General features: G+C 38.9%; 25 protein-coding genes. 10 read left to right on the top strand and 15 right to left on the bottom strand.

Translation table 11 applies throughout. The features are described from left to right. Positions 1–74 precede the first annotated feature (74 nt). The 3 genes from GR160_RS18170 to fumC form a co-directional block, all read right to left on the bottom strand. Complete coding sequence (locus GR160_RS18170) at positions 75–1,865, bottom strand: mechanosensitive ion channel domain-containing protein (protein ID WP_160751325.1); 1,791 nt, start codon at positions 1,863–1,865, stop codon at positions 75–77. A 130-nt stretch (positions 1,866–1,995) separates the two neighbouring features. Next, positions 1,996–2,313 (bottom strand): hypothetical protein, encoded by a 318-nt coding sequence (locus GR160_RS18165; protein ID WP_160751324.1) that lies wholly within the window; start codon positions 2,311–2,313, stop codon positions 1,996–1,998. 207 nt (positions 2,314–2,520) lie between these two features. Next, positions 2,521–3,918: a class II fumarate hydratase gene (fumC, locus tag GR160_RS18160; protein WP_160751323.1), complete on the bottom strand. Its 1,398-nt coding sequence runs from the start codon at positions 3,916–3,918 to the stop codon at positions 2,521–2,523. Between the two features lie 206 nt (positions 3,919–4,124). On the opposite strand from fumC, the gene GR160_RS19340 reads away from it, so the two are divergent. Then, positions 4,125–4,286: a hypothetical protein gene (locus tag GR160_RS19340; RefSeq protein ID WP_202390815.1), complete on the top strand. Its 162-nt coding sequence runs from the start codon at positions 4,125–4,127 to the stop codon at positions 4,284–4,286. A 110-nt stretch (positions 4,287–4,396) separates the two neighbouring features. On the opposite strand, the gene GR160_RS18155 is transcribed toward GR160_RS19340, so the two are convergent. The 5 genes from GR160_RS18155 to GR160_RS18135 form a co-directional block, all read right to left on the bottom strand. After that, on the bottom strand, positions 4,397–4,813 hold the full coding sequence (locus tag GR160_RS18155; RefSeq protein WP_202390814.1) for an SRPBCC domain-containing protein: 417 nt from the start codon (positions 4,811–4,813) through the stop codon (positions 4,397–4,399). A 248-nt stretch (positions 4,814–5,061) separates the two neighbouring features. Beyond that, positions 5,062–6,378, bottom strand: coding sequence for an SPFH domain-containing protein (locus tag GR160_RS18150; RefSeq protein WP_160751322.1), 1,317 nt, complete (start codon positions 6,376–6,378; stop codon positions 5,062–5,064). Between the two features lie 3 nt (positions 6,379–6,381). After that, the gene (locus tag GR160_RS18145; protein WP_160751321.1) at positions 6,382–7,500 is read right to left on the bottom strand and encodes a hypothetical protein; all 1,119 of its coding nucleotides are present in this window, start codon (positions 7,498–7,500) and stop codon (positions 6,382–6,384) included. A gap of 82 nt (positions 7,501–7,582) precedes the next feature. Then, the gene (locus GR160_RS18140; protein WP_160751320.1) at positions 7,583–7,966 is read right to left on the bottom strand and encodes a DUF3037 domain-containing protein; all 384 of its coding nucleotides are present in this window, start codon (positions 7,964–7,966) and stop codon (positions 7,583–7,585) included. Beyond that, on the bottom strand, positions 7,944–8,738 hold the full coding sequence (locus tag GR160_RS18135) for a HipA family kinase (RefSeq protein ID WP_160751319.1): 795 nt from the start codon (positions 8,736–8,738) through the stop codon (positions 7,944–7,946). Before GR160_RS18135 ends, GR160_RS18140 begins: the two co-directional genes overlap by 23 nt. A gap of 182 nt (positions 8,739–8,920) precedes the next feature. Between GR160_RS18135 and GR160_RS18130 the strand changes: the two genes are divergently transcribed. Further along, positions 8,921–9,274 (top strand): hypothetical protein, encoded by a 354-nt coding sequence (locus GR160_RS18130; RefSeq protein ID WP_160751318.1) that lies wholly within the window; start codon positions 8,921–8,923, stop codon positions 9,272–9,274. 50 nt (positions 9,275–9,324) lie between these two features. Here the strand turns inward: GR160_RS18130 and GR160_RS18125 are convergent, their stop codons facing one another. Further along, positions 9,325–9,804, bottom strand: coding sequence for a GNAT family N-acetyltransferase (locus GR160_RS18125; RefSeq protein ID WP_160751317.1), 480 nt, complete (start codon positions 9,802–9,804; stop codon positions 9,325–9,327). A gap of 252 nt (positions 9,805–10,056) precedes the next feature. Then, a complete protein-coding gene (clpB, locus tag GR160_RS18120; RefSeq protein ID WP_160751316.1) occupies positions 10,057–12,663 on the bottom strand; it encodes an ATP-dependent chaperone ClpB in 2,607 nt (868 codons plus the stop codon). 118 nt (positions 12,664–12,781) lie between these two features. Here clpB and ytxJ point away from each other — a divergent pair, with 118 nt between their 5' ends. Further along, positions 12,782–13,174 (top strand): bacillithiol system redox-active protein YtxJ, encoded by a 393-nt coding sequence (ytxJ, locus tag GR160_RS18115; RefSeq protein ID WP_160751315.1) that lies wholly within the window; start codon positions 12,782–12,784, stop codon positions 13,172–13,174. A gap of 66 nt (positions 13,175–13,240) precedes the next feature. On the opposite strand, the gene GR160_RS18110 is transcribed toward ytxJ, so the two are convergent. Continuing rightward, positions 13,241–14,212 carry a hypothetical protein gene (locus tag GR160_RS18110; protein ID WP_160751314.1) on the bottom strand — a complete coding sequence of 324 codons (972 nt, stop codon included), beginning with the start codon at positions 14,210–14,212 and terminating at the stop codon, positions 13,241–13,243. A 108-nt stretch (positions 14,213–14,320) separates the two neighbouring features. Here GR160_RS18110 and GR160_RS18105 point away from each other — a divergent pair, with 108 nt between their 5' ends. Further along, complete coding sequence (locus tag GR160_RS18105; protein ID WP_160751313.1) at positions 14,321–15,454, top strand: cysteine desulfurase family protein; 1,134 nt, start codon at positions 14,321–14,323, stop codon at positions 15,452–15,454. Between the two features lie 70 nt (positions 15,455–15,524). Here GR160_RS18105 and GR160_RS18100 read toward each other — a convergent pair whose 3' ends face one another. Then, a complete protein-coding gene (locus GR160_RS18100; protein WP_160751312.1) occupies positions 15,525–16,202 on the bottom strand; it encodes an OmpW family protein in 678 nt (225 codons plus the stop codon). Between the two features lie 222 nt (positions 16,203–16,424). On the opposite strand from GR160_RS18100, the gene GR160_RS18095 reads away from it, so the two are divergent. The 6 genes from GR160_RS18095 to GR160_RS18070 all read left to right on the top strand — a co-directional run bounded on the left by GR160_RS18095 (position 16,425) and on the right by GR160_RS18070 (position 22,025). Further along, positions 16,425–16,943 carry a thioredoxin family protein gene (locus GR160_RS18095; protein ID WP_160751311.1) on the top strand — a complete coding sequence of 173 codons (519 nt, stop codon included), beginning with the start codon at positions 16,425–16,427 and terminating at the stop codon, positions 16,941–16,943. Then, on the top strand, positions 16,943–17,662 hold the full coding sequence (locus GR160_RS18090) for a hypothetical protein (RefSeq protein WP_160751310.1): 720 nt from the start codon (positions 16,943–16,945) through the stop codon (positions 17,660–17,662). Before GR160_RS18095 ends, GR160_RS18090 begins: the two co-directional genes overlap by 1 nt. Before the next feature lie 21 nt (positions 17,663–17,683). Continuing rightward, a complete protein-coding gene (locus tag GR160_RS18085; protein ID WP_160751309.1) occupies positions 17,684–18,070 on the top strand; it encodes a rhodanese-like domain-containing protein in 387 nt (128 codons plus the stop codon). Positions 18,071–18,075: 5 nt separating this feature from the next. Further along, positions 18,076–18,828, top strand: a complete 753-nt coding sequence (locus tag GR160_RS18080; protein WP_237421249.1) for a sensor histidine kinase — start codon at positions 18,076–18,078, stop codon at positions 18,826–18,828. Then, positions 18,797–19,519 (top strand): LytTR family DNA-binding domain-containing protein, encoded by a 723-nt coding sequence (locus GR160_RS18075; protein ID WP_160751308.1) that lies wholly within the window; start codon positions 18,797–18,799, stop codon positions 19,517–19,519. The genes GR160_RS18080 and GR160_RS18075 overlap by 32 nt, the downstream gene beginning before the upstream one ends. Before the next feature lie 235 nt (positions 19,520–19,754). Continuing rightward, the gene (locus GR160_RS18070) at positions 19,755–22,025 is read left to right on the top strand and encodes a cation:proton antiporter (protein ID WP_160751307.1); all 2,271 of its coding nucleotides are present in this window, start codon (positions 19,755–19,757) and stop codon (positions 22,023–22,025) included. Between the two features lie 213 nt (positions 22,026–22,238). Here GR160_RS18070 and uvrA read toward each other — a convergent pair whose 3' ends face one another. From uvrA to GR160_RS18055, 3 genes are all read right to left on the bottom strand, one after another. Next, a complete protein-coding gene (uvrA, locus tag GR160_RS18065) occupies positions 22,239–25,028 on the bottom strand; it encodes an excinuclease ABC subunit UvrA (protein WP_160751306.1) in 2,790 nt (929 codons plus the stop codon). A 148-nt stretch (positions 25,029–25,176) separates the two neighbouring features. Beyond that, positions 25,177–25,644, bottom strand: coding sequence for a DUF6495 family protein (locus GR160_RS18060; RefSeq protein ID WP_160751305.1), 468 nt, complete (start codon positions 25,642–25,644; stop codon positions 25,177–25,179). A gap of 10 nt (positions 25,645–25,654) precedes the next feature. Beyond that, a complete protein-coding gene (locus GR160_RS18055) occupies positions 25,655–26,773 on the bottom strand; it encodes a GTP cyclohydrolase (RefSeq protein WP_160751304.1) in 1,119 nt (372 codons plus the stop codon). Positions 26,774–26,781 lie beyond the last annotated feature (8 nt).

Genomic DNA, 26,781 nt, shown 5'->3' with positions numbered 1-26,781 from the left:
TTTGGATTTTAAAACACGAAGATAATTATAAATAAGAAATTACAGAAATACAGTAGTTTTTCAATGCACATTGGTTATTCTTTTTCCTCTTCTCCGTTCTTTTTTAATACAGAGCCTTCCGGCGGATAAGGTACAGTACCTTTTAAATTTTCAATACGTTCGTCGCTAAAAGAAGGTAACTGCATGTCGTTAGCTTCTTTCCACTGCCTGACGGTTTCAGTAGTTTGCTGTACTTTTTCGTTAGACAGCCCATTATCCTTTGCAAAGTATAATGTTTGCGACGGATAGGCAAAATCTGTTCCGGCTGCAGTAGTAATATCCATTATATGCAGTAGCAGGTCTTCCTGTATTTCCTGAGAGGCATCCAGCGATATTGCTTCTATGTAGGCAAAAAACTCGATTTTAATTGCGCTGTCTGTAAACCCAACAAACCGCACTTTTGCAGGATCGGGGTTAATGCAGGGGTGTGCATATAAAAGAGACCGGAATTCTACCAGTAAATACCTTATCTGATCCGGTGATGTTTCCATTCTGAATTCAAAGGTATGATTAAAAAGATATCGGTCGCGGTGCGCAAAGTTTTCTATTCGGCTGGCAGAAAGGTCTCCGTTGGGTATAGTAACCACGGTTCTTGCGCTTGTACGCAGGCGTGTGCTTCGCATACCAATAGATTCTACTGTCCCTTTAATATCGCCAATTCTGCAAAAATCACCTACACGAATAGGTTGGTCTGCAATAAGGGTAACACTCCCTACAAAATTTTCCATGGTTTTTTGTGCACCCAATGCCAAGGCTATACCACCTATGCCCAATGCCGCAAGCCCGGTGGTAACATCTACACCAATGGCTCCCAATATGGCAATAGTGCCAAAAATAACAATTGCCACTTTTGCTGAGCGCCTTAAAAACAAGATTACCGATATAGCCGAAATTCGCTTGCGCAATGTCATTTTATCGCCTACGTAATTGCTCACAGTATCTGATAATCGCCATAACAATATTAAAAATGCTACAATGCCAATGGTAACCGTCAATGAGCTGAAACGTTGCCGTACTATTATAGACAAGCCTGCCTGCTGCGAAATTGCCACAAAAAACCAAACGGCAAGATACAGCCTTAGCGGAAGGTCTAATATATTGATAACATTGTATGTTTTACTTTGTTCTTTTAGTTTTTTCCAAATGCTTAGAACAATAAAAGACAGGGCGTAAATTATTATCCATGCTAAAAGGTAGGATACTAAAATAAAGACAACTACTGCCAACCAGTGCCCAAGCGGTACACCCCACAGGGTACGACTTTTAAAATAGTCAGGAAGAATGTTGTCCAGAAGTGTAATATCGTCTGTATTTACCGCTGCTATAGCATTTACAGTTTCTAATGAAAACAGCCATACGGCAGGGGTATCATCTGGCTCGTTATTTTCCAACAACAGGTTAATGGTTTCACCGTTAATGGTTACTGTGCCCACCTTGTCTGTAGCTGTGGGCAGGTCGTCATCTGCATAACCTGTGTTTTTATTGCTTATAAAGCTATAGGCAGTAATGTTTCCGCCTTTATCGAGCAGCAGTTTAAAGTTTTTTACAATACGTTCTCTTTGTTTTGTTTTGCGGTAGGCACGTTTTAACTGTAAATACCTGCTTGCCCTTATATAATTTTCATCGGCTACAGCCTTAAAAAAACCTTCTACTGTGCCACGGGGTGTACGCCTGCCTAAAGAGTCTTCGGGTACTACAGGAGCCTTTTCTGTACTTTCGGTGTCTACCCCCGGAAGAAGCTGTGCGTGTAAATTTAAGGGTAAACACCACAGCACAATTATAGTTGCTAAGCAGAAAAAATGCCTGTGTGAATCTTTTTTTGTCATTAAGCCTTACCGTTTTAATTTAATATCGGGTTGCACAATTGTAGAGTATGCAGGAATGATACTGTTAAATTTAAAACAAGTAATGGTAACTATTTATTTTTTAACGTATTATTTTATAAAAATACCAGGTCTAAAAATCGATAAGATTGAATTCAATATGAAACCTGTCGCAGTATTCTTCTATGGTATTGTAGGCTAATCCGCTCGAATGGTTTCCTTCGGCAACATATATTTTTAGCGGACTGTCAGGATAGAGAGTATTAAGCACCTGCTTTACTACGCTTTTATTAGACAGTGAGTTGTTAATGTTGTTTAGTGGGGCTATCCTGTTTACAGTGCTTGTAAAATCGCCTAAGAGTTCCTGATTGGCAGGACCAATAAATGTATAATAGCCTTCTAACAAAAAAGGCTGAAATCGCTCTTCAAGGTTAAATATGTATTGTGCCATTTTAGTGTGATTGTGAAGTTGAATACCACAAAATTATATTCAGTAGCCGCTAAAGGCGGCAATTTTCGACAAACGGTACAATGGTTTCTTTAAATGGAAATTTATAATAGATGAAAGGTTTTGTTGAATGTTTACCGATACTTTGAACGGCATAAACTAAAAAAGGCCATCATAACGACGGCCTTTGGTTTTGTTTTTAGAGCAGGATTATTTTAAAGATCCTACCATATCTTCCGGTTTAACCCATGCATCAAAATCTTCAGGGGTGACATAACCTAAACGAACGGCCTCATCTTTAAGGGTAGTGCCGTTTTTGTGTGCGGTTTGTGCAATTTCGGCAGCTTTGTAGTAGCCAATTTTAGTGTTTAGTGCAGTAACAAGCATTAGCGAGTTGTCTACAAGTTCTTTGATACGGGTGTAGTTTGGCTCAATGCCCTGTGCACAATGTTCGTCGAACGAAATACATGCATCGCCAATAAGCCTTGCCGACTGAAGGAAGTTAGCAGCCATTACAGGCTTAAACACGTTAAGCTCATAATGCCCCTGCATGCCACCAACAGCAATAGCAACATCGTTACCCATTACCTGTGCAGCTACCATAGTAAGTGCCTCACATTGCGTAGGGTTAACTTTGCCCGGCATGATAGAAGATCCCGGCTCGTTTTCAGGAATCAAAATTTCACCAATACCGGAGCGTGGCCCTGATGCCAGCATACGGATGTCGTTAGCTATTTTATTTAAAGATACTGCGAGCTGTTTAAGTGCACCGTGGGTTTCTACAATAGCATCGTGAGAAGCAAGAGCCTCAAATTTGTTAGGTGCCGTTACAAACGGGTGGCCTGTAAACTGGGCTATATATTCGGCTACTTTAACATCATATCCGGCAGGAGTGTTAAGGCCGGTGCCTACTGCTGTACCACCAAGGGCAAGCTCGCTAAGGTGTGCCAATGTGTTTTTAACGGCTTTTATGCCGTAATCAAGCTGGGCAACATATCCCGAAAGTTCCTGACCAAGGGTTAGGGGAGTGGCATCCATAAGGTGCGTGCGACCTATTTTTACCACGTTCATAAATTCCTGTGCTTTGGCATGAAGCGTATCGCGAAGTTTTTGTACACCAGGTATTGTAATTTCTACCACTGATTTATAGGCTGCAATGTGCATGCCTGTTGGGTAGGTATCGTTAGATGATTGCGATTTGTTTACATCGTCGTTAGCTTTAAGCACCGGCTCGCCTTCGCCAATTTTAAAACCGGCAAGAACCTGAGCCCTGTTAGCCACCACTTCGTTAACGTTCATATTGCTTTGCGTTCCCGATCCTGTTTGCCATATTACCAACGGAAACTCGTCAGCCAGTTTGCCTTCAAGTATTTCATCGCATACCTGTGCAATGGCATCACGTTTTTCAACGCTCAAAACACCAAGGTCGTGGTTGGCATAGGCTGCAGCCTTTTTAAGGTAGGCAAAGCCTTCTACAATTTCGGTTGGCATAGAACCCGACGGGCCTATTTTAAAGTTATTGCGCGAACGTTCTGTTTGTGCTCCCCAGTATTTTTCTGCAGGCACTTTTACTTCGCCCATGGTGTCTTTCTCGATCCTGTATTCCATGTTTAAATTTTTATGTTGTAGGTTTATTGTTTAATGGCTTTGTTAATTGCCTGGCATTGTGCCAAATTTTTTAAAGCCAGCCAAATTTAAGCATAAATAGCCCCTCCTGAAAATGATTTCGTAAAAAAAATATGCCAATTTTTAAAGCCTTTTGGTTGGTTAAAAAAAATATTCACATTATATTTGGGGCATAAAAATAACATCAGATGGAATTTACTCAATATTTAGGATTTTTAGCTTTTTTAACTGTTATCTCTATAGGCTTTTGGTTAATGATGTTCCTTGTGCCTTTTGTGCTTTACTGGGTTACCGGTGGTGCTATTGAGCTTTATAAAGAAAAAAGAGCAGAACAAAAACTGGAGAAATAATATAGCAAATAGGTGCTCCTGCTTTAGCAGGGGTATTATATATACAAACAGCCCGAATGTTTACATTCGGGCTTTGTTGTTTTATAGCTTACAATGTGATTTATGTTTCTTTAGTCTTTAAGAGCAGTACCAATTTTTAGTAATACTTTTTCCCAGTGCAGTTTCATTTCTTCACGTTGCTCTGCATCGGCAAGCTTTTCCTGATGGATGCTTATTGTAGTGCCCGTTTTTGCTGCAATGATTCGTATTTGAAGGGTAGAAGTGTTTTCCCAGTCTTTTCTTTTATAGGCAAGCCTTGCATGCGAAAGTTCGTTATATACACGAATGCATAAATAAGTTCCTGTTTTAGTGGTATATTCCTGCCCTTTTTTCCAAACCGGAACTCCTTTATAGCCAAGCCACAACTTAATGCCGTCGTAAGAAAACATAAAGTTCCACGCGGCATGTAAAGATACAGGGTAAGTTTTGCGTACGCCAATTTGATATCCTGTATCTTCAGTAAGTCCTATTATATTGCTCTCTATCATAAACGTTGGCTATTTATATAATAAGCGGCTTTCTATCATAGAAGTTACAAAATTTTGAGTTAACAAATTTGTAATTATATAATAATTTAGCAGGTTTATTAATTTAAGACAAAGTTATGCAGAGATAGGTTTTCGGATACATAAATTCGGCAAAATGTTAAAAAAAAGCTTTAATTGGCTTATCTGACCCGACGAATGGTTACCAGCCCGTTTAATTTTTATATATAAAAGTTTAAACGGGTTTGGAATTATCTTTTTGTGAGATCTATGCCGGAAGCAGGTTTATCTTTATTTATTACAGTAGGAGAAGGTGGTAGTGGTGGTGGGGTTTGTGCAAAGTATCCGGCAAACTCTGCAATATTTGATGCAGATTCCCATTGAGACATTCCTTGTTTCCACACATGGTGTTGTGCTGTAAACTGACCGTTTTCTATAAACTGTCTAAGTTCATCTACACTAAATGGTCCCGCTTGCTGACCGTCATAAGCTATATGCCATGGCTTAACGGGTAATGGCGGCGGCGTATTGGTAAGGTTGCCCATCATGTGTCCCATTTGCATTCCTACTGTGCTACCTAACGTTATTCCGGCAGCCATGCCAGGCATAGAAAAGCCGTCTGCGTTTACAGACCCCATGCTACCAAGGTTCTCTGCCGCAGTTTTTAAAATATCGGCCTGCTGGTTTATTTGGTGTACTGTAAAATTTCTGCCTTCTATACCCATTTCGGCATCTTTACGGTTAATGCGTGCCAGCTCGCTAAGATTCGTTATCTCAATATCTGTTTTTGCATTCGTAAAACGGGTTTGCTGGTCGGCAGTAGCTCCTTTAAGCTGCAAATAGTTTGGGTGTGTTTTATATAGTTCTATGGTGCCAATATCAAGACGTTTAAGCCTTATGCCAAAATCGCTTTCCATCTCGTCTACTAATTTTTGGGCAACTACCTCGCTAATATGTTCAATACTGCGTTCCAGTTGCATAACAGAAAGTCCCGTTTCAGATGGAAGGTTTAATATTATGCTTTTTATTTTGCGTGTATAAAGGTCTTTTATTTTGTCTTCAAGATCGTCGATCTCAAAATTTATGAGGCGGTAGAGTTTTATAAAATTTATTGGATTCGAAATATTAAAAGTCATGCTGCCGCGCACTGAGCAGGGTATACCAAGATCGGGCAGTCTGTTGTCAAAAACATCAAAGTAAGGTATCCCAAATTTTATCTGAATGTTTTGCTGTAGGTTAAAGAAATAGATCTCGGCCATAAAAGGAGTCTCGCCTCCATAGGCCAGGCCAAGTATATCGGTAAGAACCGGAAGATTGGCAGTATAAAGAGGTGTATCTAAAGGACCTTTGATAACATCGGGCATAGAGCCATCCTGCTGATATAAAAATACAACCGCTTCGTTTGGTTTTATCCTTAACGAGCTGCCAAAGCGTATTGCATTTTCGCGTTTTGTTGTGTTTGCTTCACCATTTGGAGACCATTTATAAACTAAATACTCCTGCTTATCACAACGTATAACGTCCATAAAACCACCATTGCCACCTTTAAATATATCAAATAGTCCCATAACTTATTTCCTTTTTTTCTTAGAGGCTTTATTTTTTTGTTTCTCTTTTTGTGCTTCTTCTTTTGCTACATGCTCTTCAATATCTATAGACGTTTTAAGATAGCCACTTTTGTAATAAGATGACAGTTCTGCACACTCTCTTGCCCTTTGAAATTCTTTTAGGTTTATAAGGTGGTTTACCTGTTTTTCTATAATGCCGTCTACTTTATGTTCCATATCGCGCGATATGTCGTCGCTGTTTTTTATAGTTCGCGCAAGCAAAAGTGCTTCATTGTAACTTCCTGCATTTGCAAGGCTGTCAATTTCCATGTCGCGTATCTGGAATAAGAAAGCATCTTTTTCGGCACTGTCTTCAACATTTGCAACGGAAAGCTTGGCTGCTCCAATGCGTCCTGATTTTATATGTCTTTCGGTCTTATCCTCGGCAGACTCTTCCTCTTTTTTATTAGGGTCTGGTGCAGGGACAAGGCTAAAAAGATATAGGACAACTCCAATAGAAACGAAAATGCCAATGGCCGATATTAAATCTGATTTTTGCCTCCTTGAGATTATATTATTTCTTTCTAGAATCAATTTATCAATATAACCGTTTATATCTTGATCATTGCCATATTTTGTCTTCAAATTATTTACCTGCCTTTCTATAATGGTAGTTGTTTTTTCATTTATGAGCGCATAGCGATCAAAAAGATTTTCTTTTTTTATCAGCTTTTTATAAATGATATAAAATCCTCCAGTTATTACAATAAGAACGACAGAGTTAAATACTGATGATGCTCCCGGCTTTGGAAAAGTTTTTAAAGCATAAATACTGTCTTCAAGTTTTTTTAGGCCATCCTGCAAACTTTCATTATCATTAATCGGTTCTGAGGTAGTAATGTAATTGCAGGAAGGACATACTTTGCTAAGCCCACTCATAATTTCACCACAACTTGGGCATTTGTTTATTTTAGGAGTGTTTGCCTGGCTTATTTCATGAAGCTTTCCATTAAGTATTATTTCAAGTTCGTCGGTGTCAAAACCGGCATCAGCAGCTTTTTTAAAAAGTACCTGTCTTTCTTTGTCGCTAATATAACCATCTGCCAAAGCATATTCAACCAGTTTTTCTAAATCTCGGTTCATGTATTAGTATATTCTTATATTTCTTAACAAATCAAATATAGTACAATGGCAGATTAATCTAATTTATTTCAACATATTATCTTTACAAAACAAGTTCACTAAACAACTCGTCAACTTTATTATCAGGATTGTCTGTAAAACCGGGGTGCGGCCTTGAAGTTTGTATTACAGAGCTGCGAATAGCCGTTAGCCATCTAAATCGTTCTGCTGTTTCAAACTGTGCAATAGGCCCGGCGTCTTTGTCTCCGCGGGCTATACGTTTAAAAGAAGAAAGATTGAGTTCCAGTTGCTCAATATCTATATCATTACAAATAGCATAAAGTTTATTTTTGTTAATGGTGTACAGCATTTTTATAAAGCGTTTTTGTTTACAAAAAACTATAACCCCAACGTTTATAAATTCCTCGCGTTCTACCCTGGGTACAACCCTTATTACGGCATACTCATATAAGTGCTTGTCTTGCATTTTGTGCCTGTTTTATAAATATTGAAGAATTTTCTAAACGCAGTAAGAAGAACTGAACATAAATTTCCCTTATTTCAGCAGGGGTTTGTTCCATGCCTTCCCATTGCAGCCAGTTATCGGGTAGTAAATTAACAATACCGCGTATTTTATCTTCTGTCAATATAGCTTTATATTCTGTATCAATTTCGTCCAGCAACGATGCCTGAGGCAATAACACATGATCTTTGATCAACCCAAATGGGGTAACGGCATGCCCGGCAGGATCGGCAAAGGCATGATGAAAATATAATGAAGCCCCATGGTCTATTAGCCACAGTTCTTTATGCCATATAAGCATATTGGTATTTCTAAACGTCCTGTCTACATTAGTAATAAAAGCATCAAGCCATACTATCTGGCTGGCCAGTTTCGCATCTACGGTTGTAACAACAGGATCAAAATTTATAGCTCCGCTAAGATAGTGAAGGGCAAGGTTAAGACCCTGACTTCCCTGTAAAAGGTCCTGTATCTCTTCATCTGCTTCGGTACGGCCAAAGGCTTCGTCTAAGTTAGCAAATACCAATTCGGGCACGGGCAATCCTAAAAATCGTGCAATTTCGCCACCTAAAAGTTCGGCTATAAGAGCTTTAGTGCCATGACCTGCTCCCCTGAATTTCAGAACATAGTTAAAACTGTCATCTGCTTCGGCAAGTGCCGGTAACGAACCGCCTTCCCTAAGAGGGGTAATATACCGCGTAACATTTACCGTTCTGATACTAAAATTATCATTCATAGTAGTACATTATGCAATTTTTGCATTTTCAAAAATAAGAATAAAATAGCCGTTTGAGGCTAACATTTTGTTGTTGTTCTAAAGGATTGAATATAAAACGACCGGATATTAGTTAATTATTTGATAATCAATTTTAAGCGAAACCGATATAGTTGTAATTTTAAATAAAAATAGATTGGCTCATGGAACATTACTTTGTAGTTTTAGAGCTGCCGGGCGGCGAAGAACTAAAATTTAAGGAAGGCAGGAACAGCCCCGATGACTTTTGGGAAACTGCTGCTGGCATTATTGACAGGGGAGAAGCACAAATTATTAGTAAAAGGCAGGATACAGGAGTGTCTGAAGAGTTGCGAAAGCACCTTAAAAACATAAAAAAGTTTACCACCTTTGTGCTGGTGCATACCCATTTTTGCAGCAGTGAGTTTTTAAATGAAAAAGATATTTTTAAAAAACTTTCGCGTTGGTTACATCTTCCAAAGAGAGAGCTTGTTATAGATACTGCCGATAATTTTCAATTGGTAACTATAGATATGTGAGTTACATATGGCCCTTATAAATATCTGTTTTTAATGATGCATATATGTAATTATGCAATATTTAAGTTCATCCAAATTGTACAGGAAAAATGTCCGGTATTTCCTAAAGGTTTATCTAACAAATTAAATCCAAGCTTTTTATAGGCAGAGACAGCTGCGCTTAACTCTGGCATTGTTTCTAAGTAAACATTTTTATAGCCTGAAGATTTTGCAAATTCTATACATTCTAACATTAGCAACTTACCAATACCTTTTCCTCTGTAAGACGAATCGACATACATTTTAACTAATTCTACAGTATCTGACGGTAGGTTATTTGTAGGATATATCCCTGCACCGCCAATAATTATACCATTGTCTTCGGCAACATAATAGGCTGCCGTAGCTGATTGAAAAGTTTCAAATAGTCTGTCAGTACTTTCGTCAAAGTATGCTGTTCCCGGTATGTTAAGGTTAAATTCTTCTAAACTTTTTCTAAGAATTCCTGCCATGGCAACATTATCGGAAAACCTTATCAATCGTATATTCATTATGATATAGTATATGGAATATGCTAATGCTGTTTTTCTGTTTTTTGCTCTGCTGCTAATGAGTGCTTTGTATCAAAATATATTGTATGTATGTCTAATCTTTGACGAAAAGGATGGTTCAAAATTATAAAATATACTTCACAAAAGCAGGGGTGCTTTGGTTTTACATGTTGCTTTCCACTCAATTATTAGAACAATAAAATAGGAAAAGGGGACAATTTGTCCCCTTTAAATTTAGATTTCAGCAGCTATTCAATTGTTTACCAAATCGGTTTGGTTTCTAAAAACAAGCTGTCCGTCAAAATTGTCTATAAGTATAATACTGTCGGTGCTTACTTTACCGCTTAATATTTGTTTACTTAGCTCATTCATGATCTCTTTCTGTATAACGCGCTTTACAGGGCGTGCACCAAAATCAGAGTCATAGCCTTTCTTGGCAAGATAATCAATGGCTTCCGGCGTGGCATCCAGCGTAATGTTTTGCTGTGCCAGAAGTTTAGTAACACTTTTAACCTGTAGGCCTACAATTTCCCTTATATTATCACTGCTTAGTGGCGTAAACATTACAATATCATCAATACGGTTTATAAACTCAGGTCGAACCGTTTGTTTCAGCAAGCCAAGAACTTCGGTTTTTGCAGCCTCGATCGCTGCTTCCATACTGCCTTTTAAGTTCTCAAATTTTTCCTGTATTATAGCACTGCCCATATTGCTGGTCATGATAATAATCGTGTTCTTAAAGTCGGCTACACGGCCTTTGTTATCCGTAAGTCGGCCTTCGTCCAATACCTGTAGCAGTATGTTGAAAGTATCCGGGTGGGCTTTTTCGATTTCGTCAAGCAATACCACACTGTAGGGTTTTCTGCGCACGGCCTCTGTAAGCTGTCCGCCCTCATCATAACCCACATATCCTGGAGGTGCACCCACCAACCTACTCACGCTATGGCGTTCCTGATATTCGCTCATATCTATCCTGGTCATGGCGTTTTCATCGTCAAAGAGGTAAGAGGCAAGGGCTTTGGCAAGTTCTGTTTTACCTACCCCCGTAGTACCCAGGAACAAAAACGATCCTATTGGTTTCTTTTGATCCTGTAATCCGGCACGACTTCTCCTCACAGCATCGCTCACGGCTTCAATAGCCTCTTCCTGACCCACAACGCGTTTGTGCAGTTCTTCTTCAAGACGAAGTAGTTTTTCGCGCTCGCCCTGCAACATTTTAGTTACAGGTATTCCGGTCCATTTTGCTACAACCTCTGCAATATCTTCTCGGGTAACCTCTTCTTTAATAAGGCTCTGCCTGCTTTGGTTTTCAAGCAATTGGTTTTGTACAGCATCCAGTTTTTCCTGAGCCTGTTTAATTTTTCCGTAACGAAGCTCGGCTACTTTGCCATAGTCACCTTCACGTTCTGCACGTTCAGCTTCCAGCTTAAAATTCTCAATTTCGGTTTTTTTAGCCTGTATGCTGTCTACAATGTCTTTCTCACTTTTCCAGCGCGCAAATATTTCATTACGCTCTTCTTTAAGGTTGGCGAGTTCCATACCCAACGATTTTAGCTTAGGCTCATCATCTTCGCGTTTAATAGCTTCTATTTCAATTTCAAGCTGCATTATACGTCGGTCAAGCACATCAAGTTCTTCGGGTTTAGAGTTTATCTCCATCCTGATTTTAGAGGCAGCCTCATCCATAAGGTCTATGGCCTTATCGGGTAAAAAGCGGTTGGTAATATAACGTTGCGAAAGCTCTACGGCTGCTATAATAGCTTCATCTTTAATGCGCACCTGATGGTGGGTTTCATATTTTTCCTTAATACCGCGAAGTATCGATATGGCACTTTCGGTATCCGGCTCATCTACCATTACTCGTTGAAAACGACGCTCTAAAGCTTTGTCTTTTTCAAAATATTTTTGGTATTCATCCAACGTAGTCGCACCTATTGCACGCAGTTCACCACGAGCCAATGCAGGTTTAAGAATGTTTGCGGCATCCATGGCACCATCTCCACCGCCGGCTCCTACAAGGGTGTGTATCTCGTCTATAAAGAGCATGATATCGCCTTCGGCAGAAGTAACCTCTTTTACAACCGATTTTAAGCGCTCTTCAAATTCACCTTTGTATTTGGCTCCTGCAATAAGTGCACCCATATCGAGCGAATACACCACTTTATCTTTAAGGTTTTCAGGTACGTCTCCCTGAATTATGCGGTGTGCAAGTCCCTCGGCAATAGCAGTTTTACCCACGCCGGGTTCGCCCACAAGCATCGGGTTATTCTTGGTGCGTCGGCTCAGTATCTGTAGCACACGCCTAATTTCTTCGTCACGGCCTATAACCGGGTCCAGCTTACCGTCGTTAGCCAGTTGGTTGAGGTTTTTGGCATATTTATTAAGCGAGTTATAGGTTTCCTCTGCACTGGCCGATGTTACTCTTTCGCCTTTACGCAATTCGTCTATAGCGGTTTTAAGTCCTTTTTCGGTAACGCCCTGGTCTTTTAAAATTTGGGCAACCCTGCTTTTAGAAGCAAAAATTGCAAGGAGTAAATGCTCTATAGAAACAAACTCGTCGTTCATTTTGCGGGCAATGTTTGAGGCCTCATTAAGGGCCGTTCCCGTATCGCGGCTCAGGGTCATTTCTGCTCCCGAAACTTTAGGGAAACTTTGCAGTGTACTGTCTAATATCTGATTGAACAGCGCAAGGTTTACATTGAGTTTTTTCAGAAGAAATGGCGTTACATTTTCGTCTACTTCTAATATGGCCTTAACTATATGTTCGTTCTCTATTTGCTGATGGCCAAAACCCTGGGCAATCTGTTGTGCCCTTTGTATGGCTTCCTGAGATTTTGTGGTAAAATTGGCAAAATTCATAGTCTAATTTATTTAAATTTGACAGGTATATTTCAATTTTTAGTCCAATAAGTAAAATCCGACAAAATGTCTTCAATCTGTAATGATTGCTGACGATTTGTCTTTAAAATGATAATGTATGAGCTTTTTTGATAAATTATTCGGAAATTCTGACAGTAAAGATACGCCTAATCAGGGCTTTAAATGGAACGATTTAACACAACTTCAACAACTTGATGTTATAGAGGCAGAGTCGGCTCAAACTCCTGTTATACTCTTTAAACACAGCACACGTTGCCCTGTGAGCCGTATGGCACTAAAGAACTTTGAAAATGAATATAGCATAGAGGAGGGGAGTGCAAAACCTTATTTTTTAGATCTTATAGCTTATCGTGATGTTTCTAATGAAATAGCTTCGCGCTTTGGTGTGGTACATCAATCGCCACAGGTAATTGTGATTAAGAATGGGCAGGCAGTTTACAACACCTCACACGATGATATTGATGCTGCCATAGTAAAAGAAAAAATATAGTCATAAAGAAATTCACCCCTGAAAAATATATTTTTCAGGGGTGAATTTCTTTATATTGAGAAGATATTAGTACGGATTTGGCCCAAACCAATACGTTTCTCCATCGTTGTTTAGTGGAGTATATCGTTCAACACTTTGTGCGTTGTTGTAAAAAACAATATTTCGGAAACGTATAACAGGCTTTGTTTCGCCATTTACTTCTTCATAAGTAATTTCTAACGTTCCGGTGTCGGCAATCCATAATTGCTCCTGCCTTGTATCGGTAGGTGCCGGGGTGCATATAACATTTCCGGCTACGTTGCCTGCATATTTCAGAAAATATAACGTTACATCGTCACCATCGTCGTTGTTAGTATTAATGTTAATGGTTTTAGGCTGTCCGTCAAAATAAGTCTGCGCTATTTTTAATTGTAAGGCTTCGCTGCCATTTATTTTATAAAGGATAGAAGTGTTATTGCTGCATGGCACTGGCAACCTGGGCTCGTTCTCTGCTACTTCATCAAAATCAAAAGTGATATTTACAGCAGTTGTAAAAGAACCTAAAAGGTTATTGATTATTGTAATTTCCTGTCCGTCTTTGCTAAGGGTTGCACTTTCAATATAAAGCTGGTGGCTGTAGCCTGTAAGCCTGCCTTCGGCATTTCTGCTTTCGGTAGTAGTAACAAGCAACCTGCCGTTTGCTGTCCATTGTTCAAGCAGGTTTGGTGTTCCAGAACTTTGGCACAATGTGCCGCTGTTTACATTGCCGCTGTAATTGCGATAGTACATGGTGTAAGAGCTGCTGCCGCCCACTAAAACCACTGTAGGTGTGTAGTTACCTGCGCCATCGGTAGGGCTTGGTACATTTAAAAATACCGCAGGGGGCAGGTTTAATATAAGTGCCTCGCTTCCGTTTGTTAAATAAACAGTGTTACTCTCGGTGCTGCAACGTGCCGGTGCGTTAAAATCTTCAAAGTCGAGGGCTTTAAAGGTCATGTCGCCATCGTCGCATCCTGCAATAAGTACAAGTGCAGCAAGTAGTATATAGATTTTTTTCATAGTCATAATTTAAAGCAAAAATACTATTTTAAATGGTTTACAAAAAGCTTTTACGGTTGCACGGCCTAAAAATAGCTTGGCAAGTATTTTTTAAATAATTTTGCAGCAATGAAAAAAGCATATCTCGATAACGCCTCAACTACTGCCATGCACCCCCTTGTAATAGAAGAAATGGTGCAGGTAATGGGCAGCGTTTATGGCAATCCGTCATCCACCCACAGTACCGGCAGGCAGGCAAAGGTGGTGCTCGAAACAGCGCGCAAAACCATAGCATTTCTTATTAACGCCGAAGCACGCGAAATTATTTTTACTTCTGGTGGCACTGAGGCCAATAATTTAGTGCTGCACAGCGCGGTTAAAGATCTTGGCATTCGCCGTATAATAAGCAGCAGGACAGAGCACCATTCGGTTTTAAATACAATTCCCCAGCTTGCAGCGCAGTATGGTATAGATGCCGTATACGTAAATCTTTTGCCTGGAGGACAGCCTGATATGGAACACCTTGAGGCTCTATTACAACAGGATATACCTACGCTGGTTAGCCTTATCCATGTAAATAACGAAACAGGTGTGGTGCTAAACCTAAATGAAACAGGCAGCCTTTGCCGAAAATATAAAGCTCTTTTTCATACAGATACAGTTCAAAGTGTAGGCAAAACAGAATTTGACCTGCAAAATTTGCCTGTGGATTTTATAGTAGCAAGCGCGCACAAATTTCATGGCCCAAAAGGAATAGGCTTTTTATATATAGATAAAACGGTTGGTTTAAAACCCATGGTGTTTGGGGGAGAACAGGAAAAAGGCCTGCGCCCCGGTACAGAGCCCATTCATCAAATTGCGGGTATGGCAAAAGCATTACAGCTTTCGTATGCCGGACTGCAAGAGCACAGACAGCATATTTCCGGATTGAAAGATTATTTACACAGTCAGCTTGAACTGCATTTTCCCGGCTTTAAGGTTAATGGAAAAGCGGAGGGAGAAGCGTTATTTTATAACATTACCAACATACTGTTGCCATTGCCCGAAGACAAAACTGCTATGATACTTTTTAGCCTCGACATGCAGGGGGTAGAAGTATCAAGAGGCAGTGCATGCCAGTCAGGATCGGTAAAACCATCGCACGTGCTTAAAGAAATATTATCTGGCGATGAGGTTAAAAAACCATCGTTGAGAATCTCTTTCAGCCATTATAATACTACGGAGGATATTGACCAGCTTATTGTGGCGCTCAAAAAAATATAGGTGTTTATAAAAAAGTCAGTCCGGAAAAATACTTTCCGGACTGGCTACCATCTTTAAAAAACAGAACAAACTAAAACTTCATCCCTACACCAAAGCCAAGCAGCAGCGGGTTGATGTCTACTTTTGCCGGTATGCTAAGCCCCGGCGCAAGGTTAGAAGCATTTACGGTAACATCGGTATTAAGGAATATTTTTTTGGCATCCACATTTACAAAAAACCTGTCGTTTATCATGTAGTCTATACCCAGTTGAAATGCATATCCAAAAGCATTATCATACTCAACATCTTTTACGGTATTACCTTCATCTACACTATAAAAAATAGTATAGTTGATACCTGCACCCACATAAGGTTTTAGTTTTTGTGTTGCATAAAAATGATACTGTACAGTTAATGTTGGAGGCAGAAGATATACGCTGCCAAGATCTACATTAGTGTTTGTTGGCCCGCCAATAGCCGATATGTCTGAACCAGTAGTATGCACATCGTGTTTTGTAGTACCTAAAATCAATTCGGCAGCAATATTTTTTGTAAAGAAATATGTAAAATCAAGTTCAGGTATAAACGAGTTAGATATAGAGGCATCTCCACCTATAATTCCTATAGATGCGCTTTCATTGGGCGTAACGCTAACGCCCCTAAGGCGCACCTGCCATTTTTTAAAATCGGGTGTGGTGTTTTGGGTTTCCTGTGCAAAGCCTGTTGTAAACATGGCAACAGCTACTGCAGCATAAAATAATTTTTTCATGATTTTGTGTATTTATTGTACTCCAAAAGTATGTAAGACAAAAACCACAAAGCCTGACTAAAATCATGTTTGGATATTTATTTACTGTCATTAAAATTTTAAATTATTTTAGCCTTGTACAACATTTTAATGTACTTTGCTGCAAAGTTGCAATTGCATTTAAGACCGTAATTTTAAATTTTAGTAATTTCGTGCTACGTTAAAGCTATAAAAAAACAGCCTATGAAAATTAAAATACTTCTTATCTCTTTATTATTTGCTTTGCCAACAATACAGGCAACTGCTCAGGAACAGGCATCTGTTTTAATGCAACAGGCAACTGCTCAGGCTAAAAAAGAACATAAAAACGTATTTGTAATGTTTCATGCCTCATGGTGTGGTTGGTGCAAAAAAATGACTAAAAACATGAACAGCCCTGCCTGTAAAAAGTTTTTTGACGACAATTTTGTAACGGTAGAATTAACGGTGCAGGAATCTCCAAAAAATAAAAACCTTGAAAACCCCGGTGCAGATGAATTGCTGGAACAATATAAAGGAGAAAAAGCAGGATTGCCTTTTTGGGTTATTCTTGATGACAAAGGAAAGGTACTTACAGATTCTTTTAACAGCAAGGGGGAAAATTTAGGTTGCCCGTCGGCTGTAGATGAGGTAGCAGAATTTAAGATCAAACTTAAAAAGGCTTCTAAACTAAATGACAGGCAAATAGCAGTTATTGCCGAAACATTTACTATTAAAAAATAATGTCATTTTTAACGATAATAGCGTATTTTAAAGGAACTGAATTAGGGAGATGTAATTATACTTATTTGGAGCCTATAGCTTATAAATCCTCAAGAGAATTTATATTTAAAAATTTTATTGTTAAAAATGCTGTTGCAATTGATAACAGCGGACACTCATTTATTAATACATCAGTATATTTAACTAATGCTTATGGAGTTGCAATTGAATTAAACAAATTTAAAATTATACCATTACACCCAATTGATTTTTTTGAAAATGGTGATATAAAAATATACGGCACTATAGTTCATGATTGGTTTATCGATGTATACAATCAACCTATTATTGAAATTTTTAATTTATGGAGCGGTAATCAGAGCCATAGCTTAATAAAATTCCCATCTGATATTTTAAAGAAAGCATCTTTAGATGCGCGCGCTAAATTTAGCGGTCTTCCCAAGAAAATTACTAAAAACGAGATTTTAATAGATGGTTTAATAATAAATGATAAATACGATTTCTATTTGCAGTTAGCCGATAAACTTGTTGGAGAAAGAGGTTTTTTTGGAAGTTGTTATAATTCTTTATCAGAATGTTGTATAGAAGTTTATAAAGGAGAAAAAGATAATCAAGTTACAAAGATTGTTTTTAAAAATGCTGACTTGATTGCTAATGCTATTAGTTCAGATGAATTTAATGATATTCTTTCTCTACTGAATGAATATAAATATTTATAGATTTACCATTAAAAAAATAATATGAAAAAGTTACTGTACTTATTACTTATAACATTTAGTATAGCATCGTGCACAGGGCAGCAAAAAAAAGGAATAGAGCTTATAAAACCTGTTGCCTTTGAAAAAGAAATGATTAGCCATAAAGGCCAGATCATAGATGTGCGCACACCCAAAGAATTTCAAAGCGGTTATATAAATGGTGCGGTTAATATGCATATTTATGACAAAAATTTTAGTCAGCGTTTAGACTCCCTCGACAAAACCAAAACCGTTTATGTGTACTGCAAAGCCGGAGGCCGCAGTGCCGAAGCGGTTGAGATACTGAAATTAAAAGGCTTTGCCCACGTTGTAGAACTCGACGGAGGAATGGATGCCTGGAACGAAGCCGGAAAACCTGTAAAAAAATAATTTGTTTGGATTTACCATTAAACATTAAACTGCTTATTAGCATTGTAGTGCTCCTCGTGCTTGTATTGGCATGGCTGATCGTGAGGATGCTAAAGGCCGAAAAAGCTAAGAACGAAATGCAATCGCGTTTTATAGAACTGGAAAACACTACCAGCACATTAAAATTGCAAACACTGGAAAGCAGGCTCAACCCGCATTTGTTTAAAAATATACTTAATTCTATACAGTCGCATGCTTATCAAACTTATTTTGCTATGGATAAGCTTTCGAATGTGCTTGACTATATATTGTATGAAAGCCAAAACCGTTTTGTTAGCCCAAAAGAAGAAATAGAGTTTGCTCTTAACCTTATAGAAATCAATAAGATAAAAATAAGTCCGCTTTTTTCTTTAAGCGTAAAGAAAAAACTTGATGAGGCCGACCCATTGTATGAACAAAAAATACTGGCTCCGCTCATCTCTATAGATCTTATTGAAAATGCTTTTAAACATGCCGATTTGCAAAGCCCGGATGCTTTTATATCTATAATAATAGAGTTTAAAGATAATTTCTTCTCGCTTACGGTGTCTAATAAAGTATCGCCAAAATCAGCATTTTTAAAAGAGCACAGCGGTATTGGAACAGCAACACTGGAGCAGCGGCTAAAAATAATTTATAAGTCATGCTTTAAGCTGGAGCGCTATGTGGAAGAAGATATATATGTTGCACAACTAAAAATAAACCTGCTTGAACACAAAAATCAGATGTTTACTGCTTGATGATGAGCTACCGGGGCTTACAATGCTTAAAATGCTTTGTGAGCAAATGGATGAGCTGGAAGTGGTAAAAGCTTTTAACGACCCGCTTGTTTTATTAAAAGAACATGAAAGACTTGATTTTGACCTGCTTATTACCGATATTGAAATGCCTGGTATGAACGGCTTACAGGTGGCTGATGCTCTTAAAGATAAGGCTGTGATATTTACTACTGCCTATAAAAATTTTGCGGTCGATGCTTTCGACAGGGATGCTGTAGATTATGTAGTAAAACCTGTAAAACAGGAAAGACTGCAACAGGCTGTGCTAAAGGTGGCAGGCAGAATGGCAAAACCCGTTACAAAACCGTCGAAGCAAATTCAGTTAAATACCGATAGGGGAAAGGCTATTATTGCGGCAGATAAAATTTTCTGTATCGTTACCTCTAAAATAGACAGCCGCGATAAAATGTTGTTTCTTAACGATGGAACGAAAGTTACAGCCAAAAATGCATCGTTTGAAAAGCTTTTGGAAATGCTCCCTAAAAATGAGTTTTGCCGAATAAATAAAACTTCTGTTATAGCATTAAAGCACGTACAGTTTTATGCCCACGATATTGTTACGGCCGATATACTGTTACCTGATGGCTCTAATTATACATTTCCGCTAAGCGAAATATACCGCACTGATTTTATTAAAAAAGTGAAGGTGTAGATTAGAGAATGAGAGGATAGACATAAGATGATGGACGTAAGATGGACCTAAGGTAAAAGATGGTTAATTGTAAATGGCAGGCTTTATATACTGTTTATAAATAATTATACCTGCATATTTGATTTTATTACATAATAATTCCACTTTACTGCAAAATGCCTTTTAAGCTCTAAGGCTTATGTTAAATTGGCTGTTTTTATCTTTAATATTGCGGCATATTTTAAAAGCCAAAATCATGAAGAAATTTAAAAACAGTATATTTTATATTGTTGTATTAGCGGTTTTTTCGGTGCTTATCTATCTTGCGCTTAAAAACGGAAAAACTCTTGAAGCAGGCCGTGTAATTGTAGACAAAACATCGGGCAATGGCCAATGGCAGGATTTTGTAGATTCGTTGTTTAAAAATCTTGGACATCCGCTGGCACTGTTACTGGTGCAAATTATAACCATAATTTTTGTTGCGCGCTTTTTTGGATGGGTATGTAAAAAACTGGGACAACCATCGGTAATTGGAGAAATGATCGCCGGTATTGTATTAGGACCATCGTTGGTTGGGCTTTATTTTCCTGAATATTCTGCATTGCTTTTCCCAAAAGAATCGTTGGGTAACCTGCAATTCCTTAGTCAGATCGGCCTTATACTTTTTATGTATGTAATAGGCATGGAACTCGACCTCTCTGTACTAAAAAATAAAGCAAAAGATGCCGTTATTATTAGCCATGCCAGTATAATAATTCCTTTTACTTTAGGGCTTTGCCTTGCTTATTACATTTATGAGCAGTTTGCCCCGGCAGGAGTAGCGTTCTCTTCGTTTGGGCTTTTTATGGGTATTGCCATGAGTATTACGGCTTTTCCTGTATTGGCGCGTATTGTTCAGGAGCGCGGTCTGCACCGCACACGTATTGGAGCACTGGTTATTACCTGTGCCGCTGCCGATGACGTTACGGCCTGGTGTCTTCTTGCAGCCGTAATTGCCATTGTAAAAGCAGGGTCGTTTGTAAGTTCGCTTTATATTATTGGACTCTCTGTTGCCTATGTATTCCTGATGCTCTGGATAGTAAAACCTTTTCTTAAACGCATTGGTGATTTGTACAGCCAAAAAGAGAACATTACCAAACCGGTTGTTGCCATATTCTTTTTAACCTTGCTGATCTCTGCCTATACTACCGAGATAATTGGTATCCACGCGCTTTTTGGAGCATTTATGGCTGGTGCTATCATGCCGGAGAATATGCGTTTCAGAAGCATTTTTATAGAGAAGGTAGAAGATGTATCACAAGTAATGCTACTTCCTTTATTCTTTGTTTTTACAGGTTTAAAGACCAATATAGGTTTGCTTAACGACCCATATATGTGGAAGGTTTGCGGATTTATAATACTGGTTGCCGTAGTAGGCAAATTTTTGGGTAGTGCTGTTACAGCTAAATTTGTGGGTCAAAATTGGCGCGATAGCCTTACCATTGGTGCTCTTATGAACACCCGTGGGCTTATGGAGCTTATTGTTCTTAATATTGGTCTTGAGTTGGGAGTGCTTTCTACAGAAGTTTTCTCAATGATGGTAATTATGGCACTTGCCACCACATTTATGACGGGTCCTGCTCTCGATTTGATAGGTTTTATATACAATCGTAAGAAGAACTATATACCATCAGAGATCCGTCAGGCAAGCCAGTTCAAAATATTGGTGTCTTTTGACAGTCCTGAAGGGGGCAAAACACTTTTGCGTCTTGCCAATGCTTTTGTAAGCAAGTTAAAAAATAATGCAATGGTTACTGCAATGCATATTTCGCCAAGCAGTGAGATACATACCTTTAATTTGCAGGAGTATGAAAACGAGAGTTTCAGGCCTATTTTGGCTGAAGCCGAAAACCTTGGGCAAAACGTTACAACCCTGTTTAAAGCCAGTACCGATGTTGACAGCGATATTGCTACGGTTGCCAATAAAGGCGAGTTTGACCTGGTGCTTATAGATATAGGACAGTCTATTTTTGAGGGTACATTGTTAGGCAAAATTCTTGGGTTTACTACAAGAATCATCAACCCTGAAAGCCTGTTGAACACTTTTACCGGAAAAGAAAAGCTATTTGAGAATTCGCCTTTTGACGATAAAACACAGCACATACTTTCTAAAACCACACCACCTGTGGGCATATTTGTAGATAAAGATTTTAAAGGAACCGACCGTGTTTTTGTGACTGTTTTTGACGACAGTGATGCCTTTTTGATAGATTTTGCACAAAAGCTTATCAGCAACTCGGGCTCTCAGGTAACGGTTCTTGATGCTGATGGCTCCATAAAAAAGAACCCACAAATAAAAGAAGCCATTCGCAGTATAGAGCATACGGTACCTAACCACATACAGTTGCTTAACGAAAAGAAATTAGAAAAAGATTTTCTTCAAAGCCAGGATCTTTTAATTATAAGTGTTGACAGCTGGAAAAAACTTGTAGAATCACGCAGTACTTGGCTTAATAACACGCCATCGTTACTGATACTTAAACAGTAATTTTTGTTGACTATATATGAAAAAAGGATTGCTCTGCCGGCAATCCTTTTTTGTTTTAAATTAATATTTCTATAGTATAGCTTTAAAAACCAGCAGAATCCCAAATTTTTATTTCAGGTTTTCATTTTCAGTCATCATCTAAAGCTATAATTTTCGTTATAGTCAGTTAATTGAACAGAGAGCATCCGACAACTAACAACTATCAACCGATAACTATAATTTTTCCCTCAAATACTCCCCCGTAATACTCTTAGTATTTTTAGCCACCTCTTCAGGAGTGCCAAAAGCAATCAAATGTCCGCCATGTTCTCCACCTTCGGGACCAATATCTATAATATAGTCGGCACACTTAATCATGTCAAGGTTATGCTCAATAACAATAATTGAATGGCCTTTTTCAAGCAGGGCTTCAAAGCTTGCCAATAGTTTTTTGATGTCATGAAAATGCAGCCCCGTAGTTGGCTCATCAAACACGAATAGGGCTTTGTCTTTCGTGGCTCCCTTAACAAGGAATGACGCCAGCTTAATACGCTGTGCCTCGCCACCCGATAGGGTAGAAGAGCTTTGCCCCAGCTGCACATAGCCTAAACCTACATCTTGCAAAGGTTGCAGCTTAGTCATTATTTTGGTTTGTTTGTGCTGGGTAAAAAACGCAACGGCATCATCAACCGTCATGGTCAGGATGTTGTCTATATTTTTACCTTCAAAAGTAACTTCCAGCACTTCTTTTTTAAAGCGTTTGCCATTGCAGGTTTCGCATTCCAAATGAACGTCGGCCATAAACTGCATTTCAATGGTCACTTCGCCTTCGCCTTTACAGGTTTCGCAGCGGCCTCCGTCTACGTTAAACGAAAAATGCTTGCTTTGGTATCCGCGTATGCCTGATAACTTTTGCTTAGCGAAAAGATCGCGTATATCATCATAAGCCTTAATGTAAGTAACCGGATTAGAGCGCGAGCTGCGGCCTATAGGGTTTTGGTCTACATACTCAATAAGTTTTATATGGCTGTAACTACCCTTAAGTTCTGTAAATTGCCCTGCTTTTTCGCCTATGCCTGTAAGTGCTTTTTGTATGGCAGGGAATAATATCTTTTTAACCAGTGTACTCTTTCCGCTACCCGAAACACCTGTTATTACTGTAAGGCAGTCAAGTGGAAAAGTAACGTCTATGTTCTTTAAATTGTTCTCGCGTGCACCAATAATATCAATATGATGTTTGAATTTTCTGCGCTTTTTAGGTACGCTTATTTCAAGGTCGCCGCTAAGGTAGCGTGCTGTCAGCGAGTCAGATTTCATTATATCGTCATAGGTTCCCTGTGCTACAAGCTGTCCGCCATAGGTACCGGCTTCGGGCCCGATATCGATTATCATATCAGCGGCTTTCATAATATCCTCGTCATGTTCTACCACAATCACGGTATTGCCCAATTGACGTAGTCCTTCGAGGACTTTAATAAGCCTCTCTGTATCTTTAGGGTGCAGGCCAATACTTGGTTCGTCAAGAATATACATACTGCCCACAAGGCTGCTGCCCATAGAGGTAGCCAGGTTAATACGTTGGCTCTCACCGCCCGATAGGGTAGAGGAGCGTCGGTTGAGTGTAAGATAGCTAAGGCCAACCTCCTGCAAAAAGCCAATGCGGTTGTTTATTTCTATCAATAGCCTTTTGGCCACTTTGGCATCATATTCAGATAGTTGCAGGACATTAAAGAACTCAGCAAGATTTTTGATAGGCAGGTCTACAAGGTCGCTAATAGTGCGGTCGGCAATTTTGACGTAATTTGCTTCAGGTCGCAGGCGCTTGCCTTTACAATCCGGACATTTTGTTTTACCGCGGTAACGGCTCAGCATTACACGGTTTTGTATCTTATAGTTTTTCTCTTCCAGTTCGGCGAAGAAATCGTTAAGGCCTGTAAAATATTTATTTCCTGTCCAAATCAGGTTTCGGTCTTTTTCCAATAGCTGAAAGTAAGGCTTATGTACAGGGAAATCGAATTTATGACTGTTTTTAACCAGTTCATCGCGATACCAGCCCATGCTTTCTCCTTTCCATGGAAAAATTGCCCCCTCGTAGACCGACAATGCCGTGTTAGGTACTACAAGTTCTTCGTCAATTCCAATAATGCTGCCATAACCCTCGCAGGCGGGGCATGCACCGTATGGATTGTTAAAACTGAACAGGTGAACGTTAGGCTCTAAAAACGTCATGCCGTCCAACTCAAAATTATTACTGAAAGGCAGGCGGTTTCCGGTGCTTACATCCTGAAGGAATGCTTCGCCTTTGCCTTCATAAAAGGCTGTCTGCACGGCATCTGCAAGACGGTTGTAAAATTCTTCTTCGTCTTTCACCACAATACGGTCTACCACCAATAAAACTTCTTTGTTGGTAAAGTCAATACCCTCAATTTCGTCAAGGCGTAGTGTTTCGTTATCAACTAATATACGGGCAAACCCCTGTTGCAGCAACACTCCCAGTTTTTCTTCTATTGTGCGGCCTTTTTCTGTGTGTACGGGAGCAAGCAATAACCAGCGGCTTCCTTCTTCAAGTTGCTTTACTTCGTTTATAACATCACTAACCGTATGTTTTTTTACTTCACGCCCGGATACAGGCGAAAAAGTATGCCCAACACGTGCAAAAAGCAGTTTCATATAATCGTAGATCTCGGTGCTCGTGCCTACTGTAGAACGGGCATTGGTAGTGTTTACCTTTTGCTCAATGGCAATGGCAGGGGCAATGCCTTTAATGTATTCAACTTTAGGTTTGTCCAAACGACCAAGAAACTGGCGGGCGTAGCTGCTAAGGCTTTCCACATAACGACGCTGGCCTTCGGCATATAGAGTGTCAAACGCAAGGCTCGATTTACCTGAACCCGATAATCCGGTAATAACCACCAGTTTATTGCGCGGTATGGCTACATCTATATTTTTAAGGTTGTGCAGTTGTGCACCTTTTATAAGTATATTTTTTTTAGGCTCAAGGGCAGCAAGATCAGTCTGTATCATGGCAAAAATTGAATATGCAAAGATACGGCTTTTGAGGCAGATTATTGTTAAGGGATTGAGAAGGGAATTATTATATTTGAGCGGAAGATATAGTAACAAATAATTACTATATCTTCCGCTCAAAAAACACTTAAAATTGTTTTAAAGCTTAAAACATATCTTCAAGCTGTTTGTATAATTCTCCTTCACTTAAAATAGCCCCCTGCTCAATAAGCCCAAAAATAGTAGTGTTGCGGTCTTCAGTAAAGTCTTTTTTGCCACGGCTAATTTGCACTTCGTTATTAAAAATATTCTCGTTTAGCCATTGCAGGCCACTTTCTGTCAAAAAGTCGGCATGGGCAACATGGGCATGTATAATAATACTTTCCATGCCCTTTTCATCGAGTTTGAACAAAAAGATATGATTCTTGGAATAATACTCTAAATAACGTGCTTTTTCTATAACAGCTTCCCATATCAGGTCGCTAAAAATGTCCAATTGTTCTTCGGCTTTTTCAGGTTCCTGTTGCTTTACAGCATCCCACTGGGATTTATCTATAGACTGTGATGACAAAAAAAGTATGAATTCTTCGTGCAGTTCTTCAAGCTGCTCTTTTGTAAGGCGCGTGTATTTCATTATTTAGTTGTTACAGGTCTTTTTTATAAGTGGCCCTGTGTTTGTGTACTGTTGGGTCGAAGTTTTTCCAAAGATTGTGTATAGCGTGGTTTTCTGCCAGCTCCGGAGTCCTGATGCAGGTGCGAATGTTGTTTTGTTTGAATACATTATAATAATGCTCAAAAATTAAAGCCGTCACTCCTTTGTTTTGATATTCAGGTTCTACACCAATCAGGTAAAACACAACGTCCCTACTTTTTTTGCGTGCCTGCAGCAAATGCCAAAAACCAAAAGGAAACAACGTGCCTTTGGCTTTAATAAGTGCTTCGGCAAATGATGGCATAACAATACTGAAAGACACCAGTTTTTGATTTTGGTCTTCAACAAAAACAATATATTCAGGGTTAATAAGACCTATATATTTTTGCTTAAAATATTCTTTCTGTCTTTCTGACACCGCCACAAACGATGACAGTTTTTCGTAACTGGAATTAAACAGATCGAACATTTTATCTACATAAGGCATTATTTCTTTTGTAGTTTTAAATGTAAGCACATTAAGACCGTAGCGTCTTTTGATTAAAGCACTAGCCTTAATAAAATCTTCGCTTCTTACATTACTGAATGGAAAGATACTTTCTATATATTCTTTCTCTATTACATAGCCAAGTTTTTCTAAATGAGTAACATAATAAGGGTGATTGTACCAGGTTATGGCGGTGCCAATCTGGTCATATCCTTGTGTTAACAAACCTACCTTATCAAGATTGCTAAATCCCATAGGGCCTTCTACATGTTCAAGGTTATTTTCACGGCCAAACTCATATACTTTTTCGAGCAGGGCTTTGGTTACTTCAATATCATCTATAACATCAAACCATCCAAAACGCACTTTAGATTTATGCTGATGTTTAACCTCCTGCCAGTTGATGATAGCAGCTATCTTACCTACAATTTTATTGTCTTTGTAGGCAAGGTAAAATTTTACCTCGGCATGTTCAAAAGCCGGATTTTTTGATTTATCAAAACTCTCAAGCTCTTCGCTTATAAGTGGCGGTATCCAGTACGGATTATTTTTATACAGGGAAAACGAAAATTTAATAAAGTCCTTTAATTCGCTTTTTGTCCTGACTTCTTTTATAACAATCATGTCTTATT

This window comes from Flavobacterium sp. Sd200 (genome assembly GCF_009826935.1).
Taxonomy (GTDB): Bacteria; Bacteroidota; Bacteroidia; order Flavobacteriales; family Flavobacteriaceae; genus Flavobacterium.
Note: the sequence above shows the minus strand (reverse complement) of the source record. Positions and strands in the feature narration are given on the sequence as shown.

Bases quoted from the DNA above. Each gene is read 5' to 3' on its own strand.
- GR160_RS18170 (WP_160751325.1), bottom strand. From the start codon at position 1,865: ATGACAAAAAAAGATTCACACAGGCATTTTTTCTGCTTAGCAACTATA.
- GR160_RS18165 (WP_160751324.1), bottom strand. From the start codon at position 2,313: ATGGCACAATACATATTTAACCTTGAAGAGCGATTTCAGCCTTTTTTG.
- fumC (WP_160751323.1), bottom strand. From the start codon at position 3,918: ATGGAATACAGGATCGAGAAAGACACCATGGGCGAAGTAAAAGTGCCT.
- GR160_RS19340 (WP_202390815.1), top strand. From the start codon at position 4,125: ATGGAATTTACTCAATATTTAGGATTTTTAGCTTTTTTAACTGTTATC.
- GR160_RS18155 (WP_202390814.1), bottom strand. From the start codon at position 4,813: ATGATAGAGAGCAATATAATAGGACTTACTGAAGATACAGGATATCAA.
- GR160_RS18150 (WP_160751322.1), bottom strand. From the start codon at position 6,378: ATGGGACTATTTGATATATTTAAAGGTGGCAATGGTGGTTTTATGGAC.
- GR160_RS18145 (WP_160751321.1), bottom strand. From the start codon at position 7,500: ATGAACCGAGATTTAGAAAAACTGGTTGAATATGCTTTGGCAGATGGT.
- GR160_RS18140 (WP_160751320.1), bottom strand. From the start codon at position 7,966: ATGCAAGACAAGCACTTATATGAGTATGCCGTAATAAGGGTTGTACCC.
- GR160_RS18135 (WP_160751319.1), bottom strand. From the start codon at position 8,738: ATGAATGATAATTTTAGTATCAGAACGGTAAATGTTACGCGGTATATT.
- GR160_RS18130 (WP_160751318.1), top strand. From the start codon at position 8,921: ATGGAACATTACTTTGTAGTTTTAGAGCTGCCGGGCGGCGAAGAACTA.
- GR160_RS18125 (WP_160751317.1), bottom strand. From the start codon at position 9,804: ATGAATATACGATTGATAAGGTTTTCCGATAATGTTGCCATGGCAGGA.
- clpB (WP_160751316.1), bottom strand. From the start codon at position 12,663: ATGAATTTTGCCAATTTTACCACAAAATCTCAGGAAGCCATACAAAGG.
- ytxJ (WP_160751315.1), top strand. From the start codon at position 12,782: ATGAGCTTTTTTGATAAATTATTCGGAAATTCTGACAGTAAAGATACG.
- GR160_RS18110 (WP_160751314.1), bottom strand. From the start codon at position 14,212: ATGAAAAAAATCTATATACTACTTGCTGCACTTGTACTTATTGCAGGA.
- GR160_RS18105 (WP_160751313.1), top strand. From the start codon at position 14,321: ATGAAAAAAGCATATCTCGATAACGCCTCAACTACTGCCATGCACCCC.
- GR160_RS18100 (WP_160751312.1), bottom strand. From the start codon at position 16,202: ATGAAAAAATTATTTTATGCTGCAGTAGCTGTTGCCATGTTTACAACA.
- GR160_RS18095 (WP_160751311.1), top strand. From the start codon at position 16,425: ATGAAAATTAAAATACTTCTTATCTCTTTATTATTTGCTTTGCCAACA.
- GR160_RS18090 (WP_160751310.1), top strand. From the start codon at position 16,943: ATGTCATTTTTAACGATAATAGCGTATTTTAAAGGAACTGAATTAGGG.
- GR160_RS18085 (WP_160751309.1), top strand. From the start codon at position 17,684: ATGAAAAAGTTACTGTACTTATTACTTATAACATTTAGTATAGCATCG.
- GR160_RS18070 (WP_160751307.1), top strand. From the start codon at position 19,755: ATGAAGAAATTTAAAAACAGTATATTTTATATTGTTGTATTAGCGGTT.
- uvrA (WP_160751306.1), bottom strand. From the start codon at position 25,028: ATGATACAGACTGATCTTGCTGCCCTTGAGCCTAAAAAAAATATACTT.
- GR160_RS18060 (WP_160751305.1), bottom strand. From the start codon at position 25,644: ATGAAATACACGCGCCTTACAAAAGAGCAGCTTGAAGAACTGCACGAA.
- GR160_RS18055 (WP_160751304.1), bottom strand. From the start codon at position 26,773: ATGATTGTTATAAAAGAAGTCAGGACAAAAAGCGAATTAAAGGACTTT.